The 21858-nt window shown below is 59.6% G+C and carries 15 protein-coding genes; 7 read left to right on the forward strand and 8 right to left on the reverse strand.

What is annotated here, in order from left to right; translation table 11 throughout:
* Window positions 1-89 precede the first annotated feature (89 nt).
* Both S58_RS33870 and S58_RS33875 read left to right on the forward strand, forming a co-directional pair.
* The gene (locus S58_RS33870; RefSeq protein WP_042341079.1) at window positions 90-701 is read left to right on the forward strand and encodes a JAB domain-containing protein; all 612 of its coding nucleotides are present in this window, start codon (window positions 90-92) and stop codon (window positions 699-701) included.
* 154 nt (window positions 702-855) lie between these two features.
* The gene (locus tag S58_RS33875; RefSeq protein ID WP_015669948.1) at window positions 856-2109 is read left to right on the forward strand and encodes a tyrosine-type recombinase/integrase; all 1254 of its coding nucleotides are present in this window, start codon (window positions 856-858) and stop codon (window positions 2107-2109) included.
* A gap of 386 nt (window positions 2110-2495) precedes the next feature.
* On the opposite strand, the gene S58_RS33880 is transcribed toward S58_RS33875, so the two are convergent.
* From S58_RS33880 to S58_RS37055, 4 genes are all read right to left on the reverse strand, one after another.
* Window positions 2496-5813, reverse strand: a complete 3318-nt coding sequence (locus S58_RS33880) for a UvrD-helicase domain-containing protein (RefSeq protein ID WP_015669949.1) — start codon at window positions 5811-5813, stop codon at window positions 2496-2498.
* Entirely contained in the window at window positions 5810-8467 is a 2658-nt protein-coding gene (locus S58_RS33885) for a PD-(D/E)XK nuclease family protein (protein ID WP_042340405.1), read from the reverse strand. The genes S58_RS33880 and S58_RS33885 overlap by 4 nt, the downstream gene beginning before the upstream one ends.
* A gap of 75 nt (window positions 8468-8542) precedes the next feature.
* Window positions 8543-8839 carry a hypothetical protein gene (locus S58_RS33890; RefSeq protein ID WP_015669951.1) on the reverse strand — a complete coding sequence of 99 codons (297 nt, stop codon included), beginning with the start codon at window positions 8837-8839 and terminating at the stop codon, window positions 8543-8545.
* Between the two features lie 457 nt (window positions 8840-9296).
* A complete protein-coding gene (locus tag S58_RS37055) occupies window positions 9297-9515 on the reverse strand; it encodes a helix-turn-helix domain-containing protein (protein WP_042340407.1) in 219 nt (72 codons plus the stop codon).
* Between the two features lie 118 nt (window positions 9516-9633).
* Between S58_RS37055 and S58_RS33900 the strand changes: the two genes are divergently transcribed.
* The 5 genes from S58_RS33900 (at window position 9634) to S58_RS38000 (ending at window position 14404) form a co-directional block, all read left to right on the forward strand.
* Window positions 9634-10065: a hypothetical protein gene (locus S58_RS33900; protein WP_015669952.1), complete on the forward strand. Its 432-nt coding sequence runs from the start codon at window positions 9634-9636 to the stop codon at window positions 10063-10065.
* A gap of 900 nt (window positions 10066-10965) precedes the next feature.
* Complete coding sequence (locus S58_RS37995; protein WP_015669953.1) at window positions 10966-12042, forward strand: hypothetical protein; 1077 nt, start codon at window positions 10966-10968, stop codon at window positions 12040-12042.
* Between the two features lie 201 nt (window positions 12043-12243).
* On the forward strand, window positions 12244-13071 hold the full coding sequence (locus tag S58_RS33905; protein ID WP_015669954.1) for a PD-(D/E)XK nuclease domain-containing protein: 828 nt from the start codon (window positions 12244-12246) through the stop codon (window positions 13069-13071).
* Between the two features lie 279 nt (window positions 13072-13350).
* On the forward strand, window positions 13351-13959 hold the full coding sequence (locus tag S58_RS33910; protein ID WP_015669955.1) for a hypothetical protein: 609 nt from the start codon (window positions 13351-13353) through the stop codon (window positions 13957-13959).
* 28 nt (window positions 13960-13987) lie between these two features.
* Window positions 13988-14404, forward strand: a complete 417-nt coding sequence (locus S58_RS38000) for a hypothetical protein (RefSeq protein ID WP_015669956.1) — start codon at window positions 13988-13990, stop codon at window positions 14402-14404.
* Window positions 14405-14845: 441 nt separating this feature from the next.
* On the opposite strand, the gene S58_RS38005 is transcribed toward S58_RS38000, so the two are convergent.
* The 4 genes from S58_RS38005 to S58_RS33920 all read right to left on the reverse strand — a co-directional run bounded on the left by S58_RS38005 (window position 14846) and on the right by S58_RS33920 (window position 21849).
* Window positions 14846-15361, reverse strand: coding sequence for a hypothetical protein (locus tag S58_RS38005; protein WP_015669957.1), 516 nt, complete (start codon window positions 15359-15361; stop codon window positions 14846-14848).
* 95 nt (window positions 15362-15456) lie between these two features.
* Entirely contained in the window at window positions 15457-16215 is a 759-nt protein-coding gene (locus S58_RS38010; protein WP_144058442.1) for a hypothetical protein, read from the reverse strand.
* Between the two features lie 628 nt (window positions 16216-16843).
* Entirely contained in the window at window positions 16844-19351 is a 2508-nt protein-coding gene (locus S58_RS33915) for an AAA family ATPase (RefSeq protein ID WP_042340408.1), read from the reverse strand.
* A 1451-nt stretch (window positions 19352-20802) separates the two neighbouring features.
* Window positions 20803-21849, reverse strand: a complete 1047-nt coding sequence (locus S58_RS33920; protein ID WP_015669960.1) for a hypothetical protein — start codon at window positions 21847-21849, stop codon at window positions 20803-20805.
* Window positions 21850-21858: the final 9 nt, after the last annotated feature.

Raw genomic sequence — 21858 nt, forward strand, 5'->3', positions numbered from 1 at the left:
CGGCCATCGTGACCAGGCGTGCAGCTTCCGAGGCTCACCGCGAACACTTCGAGGTTGCAAAAACGCGGCATCGCGGCATGCTGACGCCGATGCCTGAGAAAGCCCTTTCGCCCGACGACACGCCGCCCGAGACGCCGCATTACCACGGCCATCGGCAGCGCCTGCGCGAGCGCTTCCACAGCGCCGGCCCGGATGCGCTCAACGACTACGAGCTGCTGGAGATGGTGCTGTTTCCGGCGCTGCCGCGGCGGGACGTCAAGCCGCTGGCGAAGGCGCTGCTGAAGACTTTTGGCTCGTTCGCCGAGGTGATCCACGCACCGGAGCCGCGGCTGCGCGAGATCGACGGCATCGGCGATGCCTCGATCACGCAGCTCAAGCTGATCGCGGCGGCCGCGCAGCGCATCGCCAAGGGCGAGGTCCGGCAGAAGCACGCGCTGGCGTCATGGCAGGACGTCATCACCTATTGCCGCACCAGCATGGCGTTCGCCGACAAGGAGCAGTTCAGGTTGCTGTTTCTCGACAAGCGCAACCAGCTGATCGCCGATGAAGTGCAGCAGACCGGCACCGTCGATCACACGCCGGTGTATCCACGCGAGGTGATCAAGCGCGCACTGGAGCTGTCGGCTACCGCGATCATCCTGGTGCACAACCACCCCACTCGCCACTTTTCGCTCACGCCTGATCACGCTCAAGCTCATTGAAACACTTATAAAATATCATTTTTCCGACATTGCGTAGTGGGGGCGGTTTTGGCAAATTGGGGGCTGTAAAAGGGGTAGAAAACGGCCTTCCGCTCCCAGCTAGCGATCCCTGCTTCTCCTCGACCGATCCCAGTTCCGGAAAGGAGGAAACGCTATGCCCGCCCTAACTGACACCGCGATCCGACATGCGCTGAAGCGCGTCGAGATCAGTCGCAAGCAGGAGAACCTCGCCGATGGCGAGGGGCGCGGCACCGGCCGTCTCGTTCTCGTCCTCAAGCCCATGCCCAAGCGGGTCACCGCCGACTGGATGGCGCAGCAGTGGCGCGACGGAAGACGCACTAAGAAAAAGATCGGCGCCTATCCCTCGATGTCGCTCACGCAAGCTCGCGAGATCTACAAGCGCGACTTTGCTGACGTCATCCAGAAGGGCCGAAGCATCAAGATCGCCACCGACACTCGCCCCGGCACGGTCGCCGATCTATTCGAGGGTTATGTCGCTGCGCTCAAGGACGGAGGCAAACCGTCCTGGAAGGAAACTGAAAAAGGCCTCAACAAGATCGCCGACACGCTCGGGCGTAATCGCCTCGCCCGCGAGATTGAGGCCGAGGAAATCATCGAGCTGATCCGCCCGATCTACGAGCGCGGTGCCAAGTCGATGGCCGACCATGTGCGCTCCTATCTCCATGCCGCCTTTAGTTGGGGCATGAAGTCCGACAACGACTATCGTCAGCAATCCTCTCGCCGCTTCCGGATTCCCTTTAATCCGGCAACGGGCATCCCCACCGAACCCAAGGTCCAAGGCAGTCGCTGGCTCGACGAAAACGAGTTCGTGCAGCTCTATCGCTGGCTGGAGCACCCCGACACGCCGGTTCATCCCTCTTATCCGCGCGCCGTGCAGCTCATCATGCTGACCGGCCAGCGCGTCGAGGAAATCGCGCGGCTCCGTATCGATCAATGGGACGCCAAGGAGCGGATCATTGACTGGTCCAAGACCAAGAACGACCAACCCCACGCCGTCCCAGTCCCATTGCTCGCTGCTGAGCTGATCGAGTCGATTAAGCCGAACGAATATGGCTGGTACTTCCCATCGGCCAAAGACCCGAGGAAGCCCGTCAGCCACGGAACGCTCTATAGCTTCGTGTGGCGGCAGCGCGACCGCGGCGTCATACCTTACGCAACCAATCGGGATCTCCGACGGACGTTCAAGACGTTGGCAGGCAAGGCCGGCGTTTCAAAAGAGATCCGCGACCGCCTCCAAAACCACGCGCTCCAGGATGTGAGCTCCAAGAATTACGATCGGTGGCACTATATGCCCGAGAAGCGCGCCGGGATGGCCAAATGGGACAGGTTCGTTCGGACCCTGCTCAAGGAGAAGAAGGCCAACCGCGCATTGGAGCAGGCCGCGTGAGTTGCCGCTCGCTTATCGTGGTTGGCACGCCCGCCGTGTTCGGCTCCATGGCTTGTGCCCACGCCGACCCATGCCAAGTATCACTGACGAGCTAGGCAGGCCTCTACTTTTCCGGAGGCACCCGCCACGTTGGTGATAGAGACAGCCCTTTTCGCCGGTACAGTCGACCCCTCCGAATGGATCGAAGTTCGGCTCCGGATCTCAGTCAAACGTCTCGCTCAACACGTCGGCCCGCCCTGTCAGAAATGTATCCCCATTTCCGACCGGAGAGTCGAGGCTGTCAGAAAAACGATTACAAATTTCTGACGTCTTTCCCTTCCGGCGGCTGGCTGGTAAGGGCGGTTTCGACCCCACCGGCACCTCAATCCCTCCCTCCCGGTTACCGCTCACGCCGCCGAGCCGCCCCTAACCCACTGAACGACACCCGGCGTCATGTAGACCAGCGCGCCCCGGTGAGCGCCCGTCGCCCGTACATAGTCTTCGAGCTGACCGGCATGGAGGCGAATATCAGCGTCGGACGGATCGACGTCGCTCTTCCAGTCGACGACCACTTCGGCGCGATCCCCAGCGTAGGCGATGGCGTCGATGCGCCCGGAGAGCGCGCTTGGCTTCGAGCTATCCTCGAGCAGCGCATACACCGGCCACTCAGGGGTCAGCCGCTCGCGAAGCGCCACGATGTCCGGCAGCTGCAACGTACGCCAAGCGGTAGCCGCTATCTCGCCGGCGTCCGGAAGGCCGTCGCCGTCGTCGGGATCGAGGACCAGTTCAGCCGCCAACTGGCACGCGCGGCTGGCAAAGCGCTCCACCTCCTCGACGAGTTCGCCCGTCAGCACCTCTTCCATCAGCTTGTGCAGGAGAAGACCGCGCACGCGCCCCGCACCGACAGGCTGGTTGACCTCGGGCGCATCGCCGGCATCGAGCGTGATGGCCTCGATCGACTGCAAGCGGTCCGGATCATGATCGCTCGGCCGCACCCAGGTCAGCGGAACGGCCGCTTCCTCGATGACCCCGCGCTCGGCTGCAAAGAGCTCAGCGGTCTGGGTATTCGGCGGGTCGGCGCTCATCGACGTCGGCACCGGCGCCATGCGGGAGACGTCCAGCTCCGGCAATGCGTCCTGGCCCAGGTTGACGACACGAGCCCAGGACCTCTGCTCGGCCTGCGCTAGTTCCGGCACGATCAGCAGCTCACGGGCTCGCGTACACGCCACGTACCAGAGCCGTTCCCGTTCGCGCATCAGGCTCTCGTCATCGGTCTCCAGCGCAGCGCGCAGCTCGGGCGGCACGACATCGCCGATCACCCAATGTAGCGTGTCGTCGTCAGCCCGGTGCACAAACGGCTCGTGGGAGCGCAGCAAGGTCGCGGTGTTGATCGGGATCACCACCGGCCATTCGAGCCCCTTGGCGCTGTGGATGGTGATGATCTCGATGGCGTCTCCGTCGGCATCGACACGGCCCTCGTTGTAGGCGGCGCCGTCGCGCCAGTCGCGGCTCACGTCGCGGGCAAAGCGCTTCATGCCTTTGACGCTGTAGGATCGTGCCCGTTCGAGCAGCGCCTCGACGTTGGCGGCGGCTCGCGCGCTGCGGTCGCCTTCGCGCGCGCTCAAGATCGGCCGCACGGCCAGCCGCTCGACAGCTTCGGCAAGCAGCAACGCAGGCGTCGTCGCCCGTGTCCGGCGGCGTAGGTCCTGGAGGATCGTGAGGATCCGCCGCGCGACTGGATGAGCGACGTGATCGGGATCCATCGCCAGCGAGAATTGAGGAATTGCGTCGGGCCGATCCGCAAGCGCCGGCAAACCAGCGGTGATGTCGAGCAACTCCTCCTCGCTGAGGCCAACCAGCGGACCGCGCATCAAGGCGCCGAACGCCAAGGTGTCACCGGCGTCCGCCAGCACGCGCGCGAGTGCGACAAGGTCCTGCACCTCCTGGCGACGGAACAGTCCTTTCCCAGCCTGCGAAGCGATCGGGAGCCCGCGCGCTTCAAACGCGCGCTCGTATCGCCAGAGCTCGGAGCCCGTCGGGGCGAGCAGCGCGATGCCGCCCGGCGTGAGCGGCGCAAGCTCGCCGTCCTCGTCGCGGATCTTCAAGTTGCCGATTAGCCGTGTGCAGAGATCGGCGACGGCTTCGGCCTCGGCGTCGCGGATCTGCGCCGCCCGCGAGTCCGGCGGCAGATCGATCGTGATCTTGGCGGCGCACGGCAGCTCGTGATCCGGCGGATCGAGCGTTGGCGCGAGCTCCACGTAACCCGGCTGATTCCGGCCGGAGAGCGGCGCCGCGAAACACCGGTTGATATGGGTCAGGACCGCCGGCCGCGAGCGGAAGTTCGCCGTGATCTGGACGATGTTGTCGGGCCAGCGCCGGGCGACGGCGCCCCGTGCTTCTGCGTAGGAGCCCACGTCGGCGCCTCGGAAGCGGTAGATCGCCTGCTTAGGGTCGCCGACCATAAAGAGAGCGCCCTCGCGCAGAACGCTGTCCTGCCATCGGGGCGCACCGTCGTCGGCGGCGATCCGAAACAGGATCTCCGCCTGGATCGGGTCGGTATCCTGGAATTCGTCGACGAAGATGTGGCGATATCGCTGTCCAAGCGCGCGTCGAACTGCATCGTGCTCCCGCACGAGCGCGTGCGCCCGCTCCAACAGATCGTCGAAGTCAAGAACGGCGGCGGCGCGTTTGAAGGCAGCGTAGTCGGCGAGTACCTCATCGAGCTCATCGGACAACTTGGCGACCAGCGCGGTCGCGACACGGCCGAGAATGACGCGGTAACAGTGGTCGACCCGCGCAAAATGGCGACCGGCCTCCGCGTTGAGTTCGGCGCCGCGATCCTTGCCGGCGGCCTTGTCCCATGCCGTCTTCATCCTTGGGGTTAGCAAATCGAAGGTGTAGCGCCGCATACAAGGCAGACGCGCCGGATGAGCGAGCCGCCAGAGCGTGTCGAAAACAGGCGGCGTCGTGAAGCTGCCCTCGAAATGACTGGCCAGTGTCTCCAGCTGTCTGACCACTTCGAGCGTCTTGGGCTCGACGGGCTGCGCCGACAGCCAGCGGCGGAAATCCGCGACGGCCTCGACGATATCGATATCCGGCCGGCCGCTGAGATCGGCCGCGGGCGCCCGCGCACCGCGATGCTTCAGGCGAAACCGAGCAAGCCCCTGCAAGGTGGCGGCCACGTGACGCGGATCATACTCCGATAGGGAGGCGATCGGATCATTGGCCCGTGCCGGTCCGTTCAGCCGCCTTCTGAACCATTGCTCAAACACGGCCTCAAAAGCGGCCTCGGCCTGCGTCGCATCGAGGATGCGTGCGCCGGGATCGATATCGGCTTCGACCGCGTAACTGCAGATGATGGTCTGGCAAAACGCGTGGATTGTCGTGGCGGTGAGCTCATCAAGCTTGCCGGCAGCCGCCGAAAGGGCGCGCCGCTGCGCGTCGGTCAAGCCGTCGGGCAGAGCTTCCCGCAACGGATTCGGAACACGTCCCGCGAGCAGATCGTCGACATAACGGTGGACGCGGGCGCCGAGCGCGCTCGCCGCGAGCTCCGTGAAGGTGATGGCCGCTATCGAGCGTGGTTCGGCGCCGCGCGCTAACAGCATCGTCAGTCGGCCCGCCATGAGAGCGGTCTTGCCCGTCCCTGCCGCCGCCTCCACCAGCAGCGTCAAATGGAGTTGTGTGAGCGCCCTCAGCCGCGCGGATTCGTCGACGAGTTTCGTCATCGCACGCTCCAGATTCGGGCAAAGTCGCCAAAGGCGCGGCCCAAAGCTGCTTGTTTGCTCTGGAAATAGACCGCGGGGTTCGCTGGCAGCGCCAATGCGAAGTCGTTCCAGGCCTCGCGTGCATCAGGACCCGGCAAGGCGTTGCCGCGACGCAGAAGATCGATGGCCGCGCTGATATGCGCGCCAATGTCAGCGATCGCCTGATCGACATCCGGCAGACTGTACGGCCTGGGCCGATCAGCCCCCAGAAAGACCAGGCGCGCGATGACCCGCGGATTGTCCGCCACGAGTTGGCGCGCGGCTAGCGCGTAGAGCACACGCTGCAGCTCGGCGCCGCGCCCGAGAACGATCTCGCTGGCCTTCGCCGGTTCGGCGCCGGTCTTATAATCGGAGACGCGGACGGCTTTATAGGCGCTGTTGAAGTCCACCCGATCGATGCTGCCGCGAATGCGCACCCCGGCACCGGGAATGATCACCTGTCCCGTCGGCGGCCACAGGAGATCGCCAGCGGCGTCCGTGGCATTTTCCTCGCGGCCGAACGCGAGTTCGGTCCAGCTGCGCGTGACAGCCTGAAACGCCTCATCGAGCGTCAACGCCTTGAGCGCAAGATCGCGCGCGGCGGCTAGCGTGTGGCGCCACAAAAGAAGGGGTGGGGTCGAACGCTCGACCGGCCACTGCGCCCCGATGGCGGCAGATGCCGCATCGAGGGCGTTTTCGATCTCATGGCGGGCCGCGCGCACATAGCCGGGATTGGGCTCGAGCGCGTCGACCGTGCGCTTCAGCATCTCGTGGACGAGCTCGCCGAAGGCGCGCGCGTCGAGCGACAAAGGTTGCTCGTCTTCGACCGGCGAGCGCCAGCCCAAGGCGTAGCGCCACACAAAGGCGAGCGGGTCGCGCAGCATGAGGCGAAGCGATGTAGCCGACTGCACCTGCTCGATGGCCCGCGTGATGACGGGATGGTCGTGGCTCACGCGACCGTCATGAGCGGTCACTGCAGGGTTTCGGCGATTGCGCCAGCAGGCGTCAGCGGCTCGCAGCGCCGCCGAGATCGCCGCCTCTTCGGGCCGAGCCAGCAGGCGGTCGGCCTCGCTGAAAGCATGGCTCGGGATGCGCGCGCGTTTCAATGCCGTGGTGCATGGGCCGTGCGGCAGGAGCGGACTGGGCGCCTGCAGCCCGCCTTGGGCGTTGCGGCGACTTCGCGACAGCACCAAAGCGCCGGCGGCCTGCGCGGTGATGATCGCATACGCCCGCCGGTCCTGTTCGCTGACCGACACGGAATCCAGTAAGTCACGCGACAGGATGTGGCTCGGAACCAGCGGATCTTCGCCGGTTCGCCGCGGCCACGATTGCGTCGTCAGACCAAGCAGACGGACGAAGCGACGTGGCGCGGCCGCGAGATGATTCGCCGGACACCAGACCGCGCAGGCGCCCGGGTCGCGGCCATCGGGAAGACGAAGCTCCTGCAGCGAAAATTCGAGCGCATCCGGCGGCGCACGGCGAAGCGCCTCGACCCAGAGCGCCTGTGCCGCGCGCCCGAGCAACAGACCGCAGGCTGCATCTGCGGCGCCGGCTCCTCTGGCAAGCACCTCGAGAACAGGCATGAGCAGCGGCCGCACGTCGACGCCATCCGTGCGACGAGCATGGGCTTCATCGAGTGCGCGGCGCCATTGCTCAAGCTCGAAGAGCGCAGCGCCAGGCCTCAGGCCCTGCGCCCAGGTCGGAGGCAGCGCATCGAGGCCGCGGCTGCGTCCAACGGCGCGGCCGAGGAGGCGGCGCACGCGATCCTGGCTCAACCCATTGAGCAAGACGTCGGCTAAGGCGGCGCAGGTCTGGCCTTCCCGCGACGCCAGCGCCGGCACGCCGTGCGAGAAATGCACCGGCAGACCGGAGTCAGCCGTCAGCACCAGCATGTGGTCGTCCCAGCCCTCGGTCGCCGTGGCGCAGACGGCGATCTCGTCCGGCCGTGCGCGGCCTGACGCGATGAGTTCGCGGATCCACCGCAGGGCTTCGACGGCCTCGGCGCGCGGCGAAGCGCAGGAGACGATCTCGGGTGGCGCCGGTGTGGGCCGCGGATCGGAGCCAAGCTCGCCGGCGAACCAGGCGACATCGGGATCGCCGGGATTGCGCCAGATGAGCGGCACCTGTTGCGCGAGGGCAATGAGCAGCGGGCGCCAAACGGGGGCGACCCAAACGACGCGATCGAGCTCGACCGCGCCGAGGACCGTGGGCGCGTACGCTACACGCTGTAGGGCTGCATCGCGCAGATCGCGCGGCGACAGGACACCCGCAGGCAGGCTCGCACGCACATGCGCATCGATTGTCATAAGATCCTGGAGCCGCGCGCGCTCACGGGCGCGGTCGGCCAACGCGAAGTCGGCGTTCCACAGCCGGTTCAGCGTCCAAGCCGCAGAACGCGTCATGCCGGGAAGGCTTCGGATGCTCTCGAGTTCGGCGAAACCGCCGGCTTCGAGCGCCGACCGGATCGCCCGGTCAAGCTCCTCCGATTGGGCGGGGCGCGTGAAGCCGCCGGCTAGCCGTGCCGCAAGCTGCGGCAAGGTTATGATCTGCACGCCGCCTTCATTTTGTCGTGCGGCGGCGATCCGCCTCATGCGAAAGGCGAGCGGCCCTTCAACGACAACAGTTCGACGAATCATCACCCCGCTCCCCGCATCCCCCATCAACGAATTGCTAGGTGATCCCCCAAGGGATGCCTCGCCAAGTTCCGCCTTCTATTCGATGCTGTAGTTCTGCTTGTCGCTATAGCCTGCCCAGGCTTCAGAGGTGAAAGAGGGTGAACCGTCAATCCACCCGGCTGTCTGCCACAGGATATCCAATTGCTCTTGAACCTTCGGGGCGAGTTCACCGTTCATCTCGGCCAGTTTGGCCACAGGCAAGATGACCTCCGGTTGCCGCACTCGTCTTCCGCCGGGCCGTGCGGCAGACAACTCAACGTCTTCAACTCCATCGAGGGAAATCGAAACCAGCGCAGGGCCTGCCACACCGAGGTCGCTGGCGATCGCGGCCATTCGCTCCAGGGACGCGAATGAGCTTCCGCAGCATACGGTGAAAGACTGTAAGGCAGCCATCGGATCCAGCTTGGAAGGGTTTCGACATTGAATACTTTCAAGGCGCGTTCGGACAAATTTAGCTCCAGGCGCGATTGAACTGAAATAGCTTTTCTAGATTGTCCGAATTATAGCGGCCCGAAGATCGCTCCTCACCCGCGGGCTGGAGATAGTCACTCTGCTGAAAACATGCTGCAGGTCGTCGCGCGTGCGACCCAACAGTTAGGAGCCGCGATCTTGGGCTATTTGACGTATGCCAGAAGTCGCCGGTTCTGAACTTCAACAGGTTAGACACGATTCAGAACGAAGCAGCCGAAGTCGTCAACCGCCTTAATTCAGGCTCGGCTCCAGAGGCGGCCCGTGGTGGCGCGGCAATCGTCCTGAACTGGAAGTGAGTGCCAACGCGTGAAGCAGTCTGTCATCGTACTAAGCGAACTCCAGGATGATCGCCGTCGATGAATTGCACGCCGGCGGCCTCAAGAGCGCGCCTGACAGCCGCCAGATTGTTGATTGACGGAATACGACGGCCTTTTTCGAAATCACGAATTGTACTCTCGCTCAAATTGGACCGAGCAGCCAATTCAGCCTGAGACCAGTCGAGCAAACCACGAGCCGCCCGAGATTGATCGGGAGTCATTCAACCGCCATTTCATGGGAACACGATTTTCGTTTAACAGCCACGAAAAGCGTTGACATCCGCGATTATAAACGCTAACCGTGTAAAATTATCGGTTTCCGTGTACCGAGTTGAAAAAATGCGTGATTGCGCCAAAGGCACCACCCCCGAGGAAGCTGCCGGAGACCTAGACGCTCCTTTGGTCGCCTTCGAAAACCAGTTCTTGGCGTTGGTAGCTGAACTCGATCGTGACGGTGAAAACCTAAAGCAGTCCGACGAGTACCTGACGGCGCGGGATGAGGCCCTCCTGGCCCGCCTTGATCCCGTTGAACGAGCCATCATGGGGACCCCCGCCTATACGATGACGGGCTTGAGTGTGAAGGCCCGTCACTTGGCCTACGTTCTGTCGGAGTACTGGGAAGCCCCAATCGATCAAATAGGTTGGGAAGGACGAGCGGTGCGTCTGCTCGTTGAAGCGATATGCAACGTCGCAAGCACGCCCTTAAGCATCCGAAAGCCACAAGTCGGAAAACAGCAGACGGAAGGTGGCCATAGAGATCCCAACGGGTGAGCGTGACGATTGAGCGGCTCCTCACTCAGTCGAGGGTTCAATGCGCTGGAGCGTTTCCATCAAAGTCCCCCCGGGAAATACCTGCCATTTTCGGTATTCGCGGCAAAGACAGCTTAGGCATTGAGCCAGCAAACCCGCTTTCGGTCCGCTCATGCCCTCAAACCTGCAACCACAATCATATACAAGGTTACAGCAATCAACGCCTACATGCTTATGGGTCTGGTGCGGGACAAGCGTGCGAATTAGTGGCCTTTTTCCATACGCTTCAGAATTTTCTTTCGAGCGCTCGCTGTTGGGCTAGCTCGTCTAGAGTGTCCGCAGCCTCTTTCGACAGATCCAACGTTAGACGTGCCCTAGGGCCGAAATTGGCTCTCATGTCATCAAGCGCGCTGGGCCTCTTCACCGAGTATCTCCTTCAAAAGGCAACACAATCTATCAACGCGCGCAGTACTTTTGCTGCCGAGTTCGGTCACTTTGGTGCGTCAAGGCACACCTCCCGACACGACGCGGTTCGGCTCGTGCCGGGTAATTGGAAAAGACCCAAGTGCGGATAATGACTAGCGCGGCTGAGGATCCTCGTGCAAAATCCAGGAATTGCAACTTTTGCGTTCAGGGGTTCGCTATGCGCCTAGTATTTTTTCCTACCACGCTCGCTTGCGCTCTTAGTTTTACTACTTCGTCCTTGGCCGATTGCGACGCCAGAGACTTCATTGTGCAAGACAAGACTTCCATCCAGACTAGCGAGCAAATCCAACTCGATTCGTTCTGACGGCCACCCGAGAACATTTCGGCAACCAAATGTTCTCTACCTTGAAGGGAAGCCCTCACGAAGCGATTACAACAAGCGTCGCTGCGACATCGGGGTGGTTGACCTAAAAGTATCCTCAGGGGGACTAAGTCATGCAAGCATATGCGATGCGAACGTTGGCTTTGATTGGATTTTTCGCGCTACCGCTTGCGGCGCAAGAGGCAGCCGCAGAGAATTGCGAGTTAAAGATCGTGATGGCCACTTACGAGCGCACCTCTAGCTATCATTCAGATTACCGTCTAGCCAAATTCGTCAAAGAAGAAGATTGGAACGAACTGTCTAAAAACGCTGGAGCCAGCGGAAAAATATATGGTGTCCCTGTTAGCGGCAGCTATGGTGAGTTCAAAAAGGCTTACAACGCAATGGAGCAGCAGCTAAGCGAATCGCTCAGCCAAGATCAAGCTCAACAAATCTTCTGGACCGGATTGGATAAGAGTGCCGCCGATGCATACCAAAAATGTTTGGAGTTGAACGTCTTCAATCAGCTCGGCCTTCATATCGCTGTGGTGGAAGGGAGCGAAGACGCTGTACTTTTGAAGGTTCGCTGGACATTTCCAGGAGCGAACACCGCGATCAAAATCAAATGGACCGTTCCGACTGTAAATGGAGAGCCGCTCCCAACAGAGATTGATCCTGGCGATAATTTTGTTTCCGTAGCGCGCCCCAAAACCGGCGGCATTATCGTGGCCGCCACCTACAATGGCGTTGCTTCGGAAGTAATCAAAATCGCCTCTCTCCCTCCTCCGCCTCCAATTAAGATCGAAAACTGTGTTTTGCAACCTTCCGCAGACGTGTGCCTTCGGTGTGAATTTGAGGTAAATGACGTTGTTACGAAAGGAGCAAATTCCAAAGAATATGCGTGCCGTAAGATGCCCGGGGGCGCCCTGATTAGTGTTCAACCGTTAGACGTGAAAATATCTCGGGCTGCAGGAACGGGCGACTGCTGGTACGACGTTCAAATGAAAGGACCGGACGAAAAGCCGTTCTCTGTCTTGAACTATTCAGGTGAATGTCTTGACCCAATGTCCGCCTCCGGATCAAGCAAGTTTGTGAAACCAGTGGTCAACGGCTTAGGAAAAGCCAGCTTCTTTGTAGAGAAGTGTGGCTCGGGGTCGATATGCCGCATCCAAGGCAAGCTAGTCATTGAAGCGGAAACGTCCGCGAAATAACTCCTTCGGAAATTCGGCGGCAAGTCGCCTGCTGGCAGCGTGCTGATTTTGCATTTACCATTAGAGCGGCCGAAGATTTTTTCGTAGCGGGACACGTTAGTGTATCAGACAAGCAAACTCGGACTCCGTTTCGGTGATAAGCTGCCAATCGATTACTTGCGTTCCCCCAAAAGAAGATGACCAAAGCAAATCGGACTAGATATGGGCAAGGAAGAGCAACTGCTATCGCTATCTATCGCCGACACGATCCATAAGGCCGACGCAGTCGTGCAGAAGATTTCGTACATAATTTCAGGCTTCCGAGACTCGGACGACGCCGACCGCGATAATCCAGAATTGGATGAAGCCAACGAGCAGTTGAGCTGGTGCGTCACAAAGATCTACCGTGATGTCGGTATACTTGCAGAGCGCATGGGCCTAGCGCAACTCGCCGCCAGCATGGCCGCTGAATTCAAGAGCATCAAAAACATATCGGAGGTTCATCCGCCTGCCGGAGACATTTTCTTTACAAGCCCCCATCTCACGAGCGCTCGGGGCGCATTTAGCTCAATTGCGACGATGACGCAGGGGACCGAGATAACTGGTCTGAGCGTGTTGGAAACGATCCTCGAGAACACGCCTCAAATTATCGAGCTTACGCGAGCCGATCCGAAAAAGGAGTCCGATGTCCAGCGCGAGGTCCTGAAGGTTTTGAAGATCGCGTTTCCTGACACCGAACGTGAGCCGTCGATCAGCCAGGTGTTTAAGCACTATCATCCCGATTTCGGCATCCGGTCCTTGATGGCGGCGGTCGAGTACAAGTTCTGTGACACTAAGGCCGAGGTCGTTACGGCCCTTGATGGACTTTACACCGACATGAAGGGCTACATCGGCCATTACGACTGGCGAACATTCTTCGCAGTGATCTACACGACCGATACGCTTGTTAATCCGAAAGAGATCGCCGCTGAATTCCGCGGTATGAAGGCAGACACGAACTGGATTCCGATTGTTGTCGTCGGCAAGGGAGGAAGGCAAGCTAAGCCGTGATGGGATCCGACACCAGCCACTCCGCTGGTTTTGTCCGATGGGCGGTTCGAGCCGGAGAGAGTGCCTACCCTATCAAAGCGCGGCTTTTGTTAAGCTGCATCAATTGCTTGAGGATTTTTTGGTAGCGGGGGAACGCTACCGCCTTTCACCACACCAACCATACATAAGATACTCTATCCAGTCATTCGCCTGAATCGTGCCGGCGCAAGCAGGGGAAAAACGGTTGACAGCGCAGCTCCTGGACTGGTCTCAACCGGCACGACAATGTATCAACCAGGGATGGTAGTTGACCCGAAATGGCTTGAGCTATTCAAACTGCCGCTAAGGACGGCCCTTGCCGTCGCTATCGCCAGCTGCGTTTTGCTGGCATTGGTCTTTACTCAGATTCTGGACCTGGGGCCGATTGGCCTGTTCGCCCTTCCCGTTCTCATCATTGCAGCGGTCGTTTCCACGGCAATGTCCGTTGTTGGAATCGTCGTTGCCTTGTCCGCCCCACTTCGTGAGAAGCGGAAGCAATCCGCGCTGGAACAGCGACGCGCAATTCGAAAAAAAGAGGAAGATGAGCGGCAAGAACAAAGGAGGGTTAGCGTCCTTGGCAGGCTGAACCACCTATCAAAGGAAGAAATCGACGTGGTGGCGAAGGCTCTCCGCGACGGCTCGCCAACCTTCTACACCTACGTGTTTAGCCCGCCCGTTGGCGTCATGCAGGGAAAAGGGTTGGTGTGGTCGCCTGGCGGCACTCACCACCAAGACTATTACCCGTTCAGCTTTCACGACTTTGTTTGGGAGGCGCTACTGGAGCGCAAAGACGAGTTCATCGCAAAGGACGCAGAGCACAAACGGGCCGAGGAAGAGCGCAAGAAGGCTGAAAGAAGCCGTCGCTATTGAGAATTACCGCTCCTATGGCCCTATGAGAATGGACCCTGAAGCTCTGTACCATCAGCTTGGCCACCTGGTGGCCACCATGCCAAATCTCAACGGCGGCGACTGGAAAACACCCGAGGGCCAGCGTTGGCTTGGACGTGCCGCTGTGCTTGTCCAGGCATTGGGGGCGAACAGCGCTGATATCGCCGCTTTCAACGTGGCCAGTAACAACCTTGGTACTGGCTTACATACTCAAAACGTTCAGGCAAGGCCTGGCCCCTGCGAGGAGCCTGCACGATCGTATAATCACCATAGACGACGCGGGCGCCTGGACGCCTGGACGCTTACCCAATCGCTGAAGGACTTTGCGGCTCGCTCGCCAGCTACCATCGTTAAGGTCGATGCCGAAACCGCCGCCTTAAAGGTCAGCGCATACGGTGCCATCTGGCAGACCGCTGCAGCGCTTTAGTTCAGCCATGCCCACAATCAGCCCCCCGCCGGCGAGAAGGGGCCTAAGCCATTGGACAATCTGGTTGCGGGATGCGCAACAGCCGCCCCCCCCAAAGACTGCCGCCGTTTGTTATTTCTTTAGCGTTCTGAATAGCTTGCATCTCCGAGCATGCTTGAAGCTTTTCGCTCCGGAAGAGGACCGAGAAAAATTTGATGTCAGCAGAATGTGTTGTGGAGTTGAAAGTCGACCGCAAGGCTATCGCAGACGCGCCATTTGAACTGGATGGGATGCTCCAAAGCACAGGCTCAATCGCTCCGGTAACTCGAACACCCCAGGGAGGATCGTTGCTCCCTCGGCACTGGAAAAGAAAACATTTGGAAGATGCCATCGGAGCCAGTATGCGACGATTCCGCTCGGATCAGCGCCACTTAGTACGGCGGTGAGGCAGTCCAACCTACGCTACTGGCCGCAGGGAGTGTATCTCCAGGCACACTCAAGCTGAGCGACTTTGTGGCCGTGCTTATCTCTCAGTTCGCCTGTTTGGTCGTCGAAAGAAAACAGGGTGCCGGATACGCTGATCTGTCTAAGACCCGGATCGCCTGGCCCACCTTCCATCAACTGCAGGTCTGCGTTCAGGGCTGCCTGCTCGGCTGCGGTCGGCCCACGAGAGCTGGAATAGTGAGGGGATTTCGTATCGCGATGAGAATGCCATCCTTTTGGACCGGCCGCCCCAGCGGCAGGCCGATAAAGTATTCTGTAGCATGAGGTGACATCATTGAATCCGATGTCGATAGAGTCTTTGATAGCTTTTTTCTTCCCGGGCGACTTGGCCTCAGCCTCAGCCTTTAGAGCGTGCGCGGCATGTGCGAAGTCAACTCCGGCGATTGGAAAGGGTCTTCCCCCCGGATACTTGCCGAGGAAATACTGCGACCAGGTATGCTTGTTTTCTTTCGTCGGACAGTTTCCGTCAGCCATTATTGGGTTGACGGCCGACGCTCGCTCCGTTGAAGCGAGGGCACACACCGCAAAACATGAGATCAATATACGACAATACCGCCCGCGATTAGTGATCATCTTGTAGGCCCCAGATAATATTCGAAGTTCGGTTCTTGCCGTATTGGCGGTCGAATGGGAGAATTCCGAAACGGAGACGCAGGGGGCGGTCGTCGAGGTGGCTGGATTGATCTCATCGTTTCTGCCAACTTGTGCCATTGAGAGTCTTTCACCGTTTGCGCGCGAGCCGTCTCACTCGACGTTTGACTATTCGAATTATTTTGGGCGAGGTATCTCACGAACGGCACCGGCCATTGCAACCACGGTTCGATGACGTTCTCGACGGTTTCTGGTACTTTCAGGTCGAGCGTCCGAGCGACATCAGTCGCCAAGGACACGCAGTTTTGGGAGGGAAGCGAGTATTCCTTTTCGTTCCACTGCTGCATCACAAACAGCACATTATAGAACTGGGAGGCAGTAACGGTCGTCCGAAAGTGCACATCGCTGTGCATGTCTTCAAAATCGTAATCCACTTTGCCATCGACGCCGGCGACTAGCTTTCTGATGGCTTCGCTTTGCGTTTTCGGATCGGGGTAGAATCCGCCGATGGCACGATAAATACGGAGACCGTTGCCCTCGACCCCAAGCGCAACGAACGCATGACCTGAATGTCCAATACCCGCGGGGCCTCTGCCCCTAAATTCGACAAACGGCGCCCAGGAGGGGCTTGAATCTGGAAAAAGCTCCTGAATATCGCCCCCATAAGCGAGCGACGAAGGGAGAACAAGCCCACAGAGAAGAGCTAAATTCCTCAAGAACTTTCGGCGACTAGCCATGACGTCTTCTCGCTGTCGTATGGCAAACAGCAGTTCAAGCAGTCAAAAATCTACTTTAGGCCCCTTTGAAGTCAATCGCCTCAGTGATGAGACCAAAGTCCCGTGCTGTTGGCGATGACGAGGCCAGCGGTAAGCGCGCACACTCGCGGCTGTGGGTACTATCAGGGACCTGCAACGACCTCAAATTGCTATTTGAGGCAGCGGCTTGAACGGGCAGATCGGCCGGCCCGATCCGCGGGCACCCGGGTTCTCCAAGAATGAGGAGTGGGCGACCGAGTGGAACGAAGGCTCAGCTGTGCCACTTTATTCGAGCCATCCGCTCATCAAGAAGAGCTAGCCCCCACGCTCGCCATCGTTCCGTTACGCATGAGAGGCGTCAACTCCTGCTGATTCGGCGGATTCATTGCACGAAGAATTCATGACCAAGCATTGCTGCGCTTGTGGCATGCTACACTACGTCCTGTTGTTCTGCTCCGGAGATTCCTGAGCAAGTAACGAGCGAGAGACTGCGGCTTGCTTCGATTGCCGCAAGCCCTTTCCATGAGGCCCGCTGTTGTTGGAACTTCACGGCCGGCTGAAAGGAAGCAGCGTTCGAGCGTCTCAGGCGGTTCAAGCGCCAGCCGGTTAGCTAACGCTTCGGACTCCCGCCCCTTCTGAAATGGTTTCCTTTGCCGGGCGCCCAGGTTGGCTTGTCCGGTCTACGCGACGGACGAACAGGCTGTAGCGTTAGGCGCTCAATCTGTTTGCGGGCCAACTGCATCTGCTCGTACAGCTCGTTGGGCGGAATAGTGATGCGGCCTGCGTCAATCTTGAGGATGTAGCGGAGAAACTGAATTCGAATATCGTCGAATCGGCTGTTTGTAAGCGACTTCTTGATTTCATCACGAGCGAACGGCTCGTTGATCCCGGTGACCAATGCCATCTGATCAATGTATACGGGCGACGTAAGTAGCAGCTCCAGATGAGCAATGCCGCTCTCCTTGATCGCCACCTTGTCAGCGAGCGTCACGTATTGAACGTTCGGGTCAAGCGCCTCCACGAGGCGACGATCGTAAAGCCGATTGACAGCTGTAAGGATCAATTCTTCGGCGACGCCACATCCCTCAAAGAACTGCACGAGGTTCGAGACCGACCAGTGCGCAGCTTCAACGTTCTCATCTTGGTTATTGCGCGCATTGTGCATTTGACGGCGGAGAATCCACAGAATGTAATAGCTCAACAGCGGTGGCCCAGGCTTCTGCGGATTGGTCTGGAACAAGTTCGATATGTACTCGTTCTCCCGCTCGCTAAACCGGTCGTACTCACCTCTTATTAGGGCCCGATGCGTTCTGACGCGGTCGGTGGTCACGTCCTCGCCCGAGAACTTCGACTTGATGATGTCGTCAATCGCGAGCTCGGGAGAGATGAATATCCGCTCGGCAATTTTCAGCATTCGGCGGATATCAAAATTTCCAAGACGCCCGATGAAGCCAGAAACATAGTCGTTCTCGACGAAAACCTTGCCGACAGCCTCGGCAAGAATCGCAAGATCGTTCACCTTCACATGAAAACCTCGCCGCGAGAAATAGGATTCGGTGGCCTTGGGTTCTCCATGGACCTTGCTCTTCAGGAAGTTGACACGGCGCGAGATGATCTCTTTCGCGTCGGGCACAGGCAAATAGAAGCTCTTTGCCGAATAGCTCTGCAACGCCCCTGCTTTCGACAGCCGCCACACGGTCCTGTCAGTGATCGGCACAATGGTGAAGACGGGCGCGGCGCTTTCGAGGGAATGCGCGAGCTGATACACCATATCCTGGACATCGGTCGGGAACTGGTCCGTGTTGTCGAATACCAGGCACGATAGCTTCTGGTGACCTGAGGCGGCCCAGGCGAGCAGCAGCCGCACGTATTCGTCGGGATGGTTTTCGCGCCGCTCCTCAATGTGCTTGCCGAACTGGTCGCGAAACTCGTTCCTGTTGGTCTCGTACAGGTGCTTTCGCGGACCGGTTGACCACCGTTGGTATTCAGAGAAGAAAATGCCGCGCAACTCGTCGTAGCTTGGCGGATTAGTCGCGCACACCACCGCTTCGAGCTTGTCGCGCAACTGGAGCATCGCCCAAGGCACGATGCCCCTGGGATCTGCGTGATAATCCTCAAGATCAACGCGCGCCACGATGCACTTTTCCCGCAACTGCTTTGCGAGAACCTGCTCAAAGAACCTGTCAACAAAGGTCGATTTACCTGCACCCTTGTTGCCCACAAGTAAGACGGTCTCGGAACGGCGCGTGGTGATCACGCGCTGGATCTGGCTCTGTAGCTCCTCGCTTTGGGCGGTGTCGAGCGATGAGATGTTGTTCAACACCCGCTGGACGATCTTCTCCAACTCGAAGTCGGCTCTTTGGCTTTCTGAAGTCTCAACGAAGCAATCCCGAAGCATCTCGCGGTCTTTCTCGTTCGACAATCGCGAGAAGAATTGTTGGAACAGAAGCGCCGCGTCGCTGGCGAGCGGGTCGCGTTGCTTCATGCTGGCTTCGCCCGGATCAAGCACGAAGAGCTGCTGCTCTGCCTCCGGCACGGCCAGCCCGTCAGCGTCGGCGAGATGCGCCAGATGCAGCCGCTTCATGATCGCTGAAAAGTTCAGCAATTCGACGAACTTTGCGAAGTTCGCGATTACCGTCTCCAAGCACGGAAAGAGGATACCCTTGCCTTCGAGCGGCTTCAGACCGTCCGTCCGGGATGCCCGGAAGAAGAGCCAGGTGTTGCCATCGGTGACCGCAGCGACTGCAACGCCATTTTCTAGAGCATATCCCATCGCCTGCCTGATGCCGGCCAACAGCGGCTTGACCACCGGTCCTGACAAGGTGACGACCATCAAATCTTTGCTCTTGGTCGCGGGTTGGAGAAGTCCAGCCTTCTTAGCCTCCAGCACCATGGCTCCGCGGCGATCGGCAATCGTCAAAAGGTAGTCGATATAGCCTGAGTCAGTAGGCGGTTCGGTGAAGACGGCCTCGTGCTTCCACTCCAGAACCTCGAACAGAAACCGGTCCAAAACCTTCAGCCGCGTATCGGCCTCATTCAGCTTCGCTGCCAAGGCGGCTTCAATATCGGCCTTCAGTTTCAGCAGGCGCTCGTACGCCTGGTCGATCGAATTGGTCATGGCCACGCCCCGGACGGCTCAGAAGGCCTAAATAGCTGAAAATCGGTAGAGAATCGAGATTATTCAGGGTCTTCGCCTCCTTTGGTTATCCCAAGAATCCCCTCCACCAAGCAAATATTGCCCCAGCAGCCGACAAGACGGCCCAGCGAACGCAACGCTCGACCGGACTCCTGCCGTCCCGCAGGATCGCTAACCCAGCGAGGACGGTTTTGTTTGCGGCTCCTACCTGAAGTCGCCCGATACTGTCGATCACCTCCGATAGTGACCGGTCTTTAGACATGGCTCCGCCCTCCGGGCCAAAGCCCGTTGTGCCAAGGGATGCCCTCGGCTCCTGCGAAAAGGTCTAGTACGGTGGACTTGCAATCAACAACGCACCACGGACTGGCTCGTTACATAGTGACTCGAACCAGCTTGGCGATAAGTGAGCGCCACCGTGCGCTCACTCGCAACGCACTCTGCACAGATAGGTCTGACAAACGACGCGACCGTTTGTCAAATCTTGCCAGAAACCTCTATTTTTGCAGGCTCCCTTACGGGGCCTCTATGAGCCGTGCGTTAACACCAGAGCAATTTATGGCAGCACTAGAAGTCAAGACCAAATGCGAGAACGAATCAAGAATGAGCACTGCAACAATCTTCTTTCAAATTCAACCTCCGACTAAACTCATTGGGTTCGGTAATCATCCTCTCCGACAAGCTGGTCGAGTAGAGTTCGAAACAGGAGACGCAGCTCAGTGACGCCAATACTCGTCCATTAAGCGGCGCAGGCCTGACATCAACACCTGCCAGGTTGGGGCAGCTACCCAACCGACTCCGCATCAAAGCGCCGCCCAACTTGGTTCTCGTCTCGGCCACGTGCTCCGCACGATGGATCAGCCGACCGGCATGTCTGGCGTTAGAATCAAGCTCCGCTACCGCGAGTACGAGCGCGATTGACCGAGAGCCCGGAGAACAATTGGATTGCTTTCCGGCCTGCAGCGGCCGTTCGCTCGCGCAACGGAACTGCGCGGTTCGCTATCGATCTGCAGCCCTCCGGAGGCGATCTGCGAACTTCAATCCAGAACGCTAGAGCCGACAGCTTTGGGCCCCCTAAACCGAAGCAAGCTCACCATGGACCGAGAGCGAGACCGGCAATTCCGTTCGTATGCGCGCTCAAACGCTAGCAAGTTGTTGACGAGCCGTGTTTTGTCGTGCCTTTCGCAGGTCCGCTGTATTCACGCGGACCGACTTTTGTAAACACCAATCGACGGGAGCTTTCTGTTTCACCCCAATGAGATAGCCGCGGGCGGCCCGCGAAGCGTCAGCACCGGAGGTGCATAGGGTGTGAGAAACCCCTTGCTTCATTCTTCTGGCCTTCGGCTGCAAGTTTGCGCGGAAGCAGGTTTGCTGGTCACCGATTTGGCCAAGACCCGTATCGCGCAATGAGCTTGCTTAGAGACGAAACGGCAAAGTCAGAATGAACCAGCGCGCCTGCTGTGAACTCCGGCAGCGAGCAGCAGCGCCACAGCCATCGGATCAAGGACGGCAACGAGCGCCAGCGTGAGCAGCCGGACCGCTCTCTCGAAGTCCGTGGCAGGTATGCCAATCAGCTCGGCGAGATATCGTATCGGTCCGACCTCGGCCTCGGCACGCCTGCGTTGCGCGTCAATCTTGGCTTTTTCGATCTGTAGATTAGCGAGAGCCTGGGACTCACGTTGGCGTTCCGCCGCGATGTCGGCACGTTCGCGACGCCTCTGGTCAGAAATCGTCATCGCACCGACCGGCCGGCCAAGGCGCGTCGCCTCGTCGATGGCCGCGTCGATCTGGGCAATGCGCCGGTCAATGTCGGTGACCACTCGGCTCTGCATCCCGAGGCGGGCCTCGACGTCTGCGGTTTTGTCGGCAAGAGCGAGATCTATGGATGCCATATGGTCGAGGTGAGCGCGGGTGAGAAAGCCGAATACGCCAACGGCGTTCAGGCCCATCAACACGCCAATCATCAGGACCAGGACGAACCTCAGGAAGGACGGCGCAGACGTCCAATGCTCAGTCAGCCAGGCCGCCGCCACGAGCTTTCCGGCCTCCAGCACGGCGCCCATGATGATGACAGGCCAGAAGGCTCCGGCAAAGATCGCGGTCAGGCCGTCGATGGAAAAGGCAGCCGATACACAAGCCAACGCCAGAGCGACAATCAAAGCAGCGAGCTTGACGCGTGTCGGAGAACCATGGGCTTTCTCCGTTACAGACACTCCTGTGACGCCGGCCGCGTCCGTAACGCTGGCGGTACCATCCGTAACGGTCGGTGTTACGGTCTCCGTTACAATGATCGCTTCAGCGTTACGGCTGATCAGGCCCGCGCGCTCCCAGGCTTTCAGGCGACGACTGGTCCGCATCCTATTCCAGCCCCATTGGCGTCCGAGCTCAGCAGCGCTGACCGTCACGTGTCCCTCGGGCTGGGAGCGCAGCCAAGCCAGCGCCTCCCTGTCATCAAATGGATGGGGCGGAACGGGCTCAGTCATGATCAGATG

This window comes from Bradyrhizobium oligotrophicum S58, from assembly GCF_000344805.1.
GTDB lineage: Bacteria > Pseudomonadota > Alphaproteobacteria > Rhizobiales > Xanthobacteraceae > Bradyrhizobium > Bradyrhizobium oligotrophicum.